The sequence below is a fragment of the Corynebacterium sp. genome (genome assembly GCF_012837295.1).
Lineage (GTDB): Bacteria > Actinomycetota > Actinomycetes > Mycobacteriales > Mycobacteriaceae > Corynebacterium.
In genome coordinates this window covers 1-3,044 of the sequence record NZ_DURI01000273.1, presented here as the reverse complement: position 1 = coordinate 3,044, position 3,044 = coordinate 1, and the positions used below count along the sequence as shown (strand labels likewise).

The following is a 3,044-nucleotide window of genomic DNA, read 5'->3' as shown; positions in this document are numbered from 1 at the left end:
TTGCGTTGGTTGGTTAACGGAAAACTCCAGCGGCCGGTGACGTGGCGTGGCACGCTTGACGACGAGCCGACGCTCGAGAGGCACTCGCCCGACGAGCCCACGCTCGAGAAGCACGCCGTGCACACGACTTCCCCCGATGCCCCGCCCGCCGCAAATGCTCCGGGCACTTCACGAGAAAGCACCGAAAGACGACCCCATTCCAGTCCCCCGGCGGGCGCACCGCATTCCGGCGCACCCTGGGGGCCGCCGCGGCGACCCTGCTGACCCTCACCCTCCTCGCCGGCGGCGCATCCGCGCAGTCCGCCCTCCCCGAGATTCCGGTGCTGCCCGGCCCGATCGCCGACGCGGCCATCGGTTCGTCCGAGGCCACCGGGTCCTCCGGGGTCGGCATCGGCCCGGCCAGCATCGGCCTGACGGAAGTGGCGTCGCCCGCGATGCCCGCCCCCGATGGCACGATCCGCAAGGACTTCGGCGTGTACGGCGACCACGAAGTCCGGGCCACGCGCGAAGTACAGGCGTGCGATGACCTGCTCTATTCCTTCTACAACGCGATGCTCGCCAGCTCGATGGACGTCGAGGAGGTGCCGTCGTGCTTCGACGTCGCGCCCACGGGCGGCCGCAGCCCCATCGGCGTCGAGTACTACTACCCCGCCGGGATCGCCGACGGGACGCTGGAGTCCGCGCCGCTGATCGTCATGTCGCCCGGCATCATCACCAATCCCGGCATGCTGGACCGCCAGGCCCGTCTCTACGCCAGCCACGGGTACGTCGTGTCGCTCGGGTACTCGTTCCTCAACTGGTTCGGCTATCAGGTCGAGCTCGCTGCGAAGGGCGCGGTCGATCAGTCCCTGGACCAGTCTTCCCCGCTGTACGGCAAGATCGACTTTTCGCGGACGATGCTCGTCGGCCATTCCGCGGGCGGCGGCTCCGTCGCCCGCATGGGCGCCCTCCTGGACGGCGCCATCAACGGGTACCGCGACGTCGGCTTCCGCACCGCGGGATTGGTCGACGTGATGGGCGGCCCCGCCGACGGTGGCGTGGCCAGCCCCGCCCCGGCGGTGCCGGGCCTGTTCATGGTGGCCGAGCACGAGACGCTGGTGCCGTGGCCCATGACCCGCCTGGCCTACGACCGGCACACGGGCCCGGCGTGGTGGACGGTGGTCAAGGGCACCACCCATGGCTCCATCCTCGACGATCCGAAGTACAACGCGATCGGGGCGATGGTCCTGACCTTCGCCGACGACTCCGCCAAGGCCGCCGGCGTCTACGCCGGCGAGAACTACCGCCTCGCCTCGGACCCGGAGCTCATGCTCACGGAGCGCAAGGGCGTCTGAGGGCTTTCCCGTGGGGCCCGCTGAGGGCTCCCCGGAATTCTGCCGGCTAGAACGCCAGCGCCTGGGCGCGGCGGATGACCTCCCGCGCCAGATGCCCGTGCAGGCCGTCGATCGGGCGGCCGGGCAGCGACTCGTCCTCGGTCCACAGCCAGGTCAGGGCCTCCTCGGGGCGGTATCCGCCGTCCGCGAGCACCGCCAGGGCCCCGGAGGCGAACTTGTTCACGCCATCGGCGTCGAGAAGCAGAACCGGGACCTGCGGCACGCCGCGGCGCTCGACCGCGACGAGCTTGCCCTCCTGCAGCAGCGCGTGGACGCGGGTCACCGGAACGCCGAGGTGGTCGGCGACGTCGGGGACCACCAGCGTCTCTTCGTCGGCGGGCAGGACATCGGGGCACGTGGGGATCTTTCTCACGCCGTCACCATACCGCGCCCCGCCGCCCGTCCCGCCGCACCGCCCGACCGCGTTGGCACCGGCGCGCGGCGGTCGGCCATACTGGTGGGCGGCAACGGGAGGAGAACAGGCTGATGGCTGAAGTGAGCGAGGGCGACGTCCTCGACGGCCGGTACCGCATCGGTCCGCTGATCGCGCGCGGCGGCATGAGCTCCGTCCACCGCGCGACGGATCTGCGGCTGGGCCGCGACGTCGCCGCGAAGGTGATGGACCCCCGGTTCGTCCACGACGAATCCTTCCGCATCCGGTTCGAGCGCGAGGCCCGTGCGGTGGCGCGCATGGCCGACGAGTCGCTGGTCAACGTCTACGACCAGGGCCACGACGCGGCCGGACACGTCTTCCTGATCATGGAGCTCGTCGACGGCGGCACGCTGCGCGAGCTGCTGCGCGAGCGCGGCCCCATGCCCCCGCACGCCGCGGCGGCGGTGCTCGCCCCGGTGCTGCGCGCCCTGTCGCTGGCGCACGACCGGTCGATGGTGCACCGCGACATCAAGCCGGAGAACGTGCTCATCTCCGATTCTGGCCGGGTCAAGCTCGCGGACTTCGGTCTGGTGCGGGCGGCCGCGGATTCGAAGGTGACGTCGAACTCGGTGATCGTGGGCACGGTGGGTTACCTCTCGCCGGAGCAGGTCACCGGCGCGGAGATGACGCCGGCGTCCGACGTGTATTCGACGGGCATCCTCCTCTATGAACTGCTGACCGGCTCGACGCCGTTCACCGGCGACACGTCCCTGGCGGTGGCGCTGCAGCGGCTGAACAAGGACGTCCCTCCCCCGTCGGAGGCCATCGACGGCGTGCCGCCGGAGTTCGACGAGCTCGTCGCCCGCGCGTGCGCCCGCGAGCCCGGCGACCGATTCACCTCGGCCAACGAGTTCGCCGCCGAGCTCGACGAGATCGTAGACGAGCTGGGCCTGCCGCCGTTCCGCGTCCCGGCCCCGGTCGATTCGGCGGCGCACCGCGCCTCCCGGACGAAGGACGATCTGGAGGCCCCGGATCCGGAGGACGTGCGGGGAACAGAGCTTTTCGACGGCCCGCCGGAACCCGGTTTGTTCGGCCCCCACGGTCGCGACGGGATGAACGAGACCCGCCACGACGTCCCGGCGGCGCCGCTTCCGGTCCCGGGCACCTTCGCCTCCCCCGACGCCGGGGACGGATACGCCGACGAAGATTTCGGCGACGACTTCCGCGACGACTTCGGCACCGGCTCCGACGACCGCCCGGACGACCGTTGGGACGGCCGCTACGACGACGGGGACATC

The 3,044-nt window shown here is 71.3% G+C and carries 3 protein-coding genes; 2 read left to right on the top strand and 1 reads right to left on the bottom strand.

Annotated features, from left to right (window positions below; translation table 11 throughout):
* Positions 1-320 precede the first annotated feature (320 nt).
* Positions 321-1,334: an alpha/beta hydrolase gene (locus GX015_RS09015; protein WP_291344521.1), complete on the top strand. Its 1,014-nt coding sequence runs from the start codon at positions 321-323 to the stop codon at positions 1,332-1,334.
* A gap of 46 nt (positions 1,335-1,380) precedes the next feature.
* On the opposite strand, the gene GX015_RS09010 is transcribed toward GX015_RS09015, so the two are convergent.
* Positions 1,381-1,746, bottom strand: a complete 366-nt coding sequence (locus tag GX015_RS09010) for an Rv2175c family DNA-binding protein (RefSeq protein ID WP_291344519.1) — start codon at positions 1,744-1,746, stop codon at positions 1,381-1,383.
* A 113-nt stretch (positions 1,747-1,859) separates the two neighbouring features.
* Between GX015_RS09010 and GX015_RS09005 the strand changes: the two genes are divergently transcribed.
* Positions 1,860-3,044 (top strand): protein kinase (locus tag GX015_RS09005; protein WP_291344518.1); only part of this gene is annotated, 1,185 nt, incomplete at its 3' end.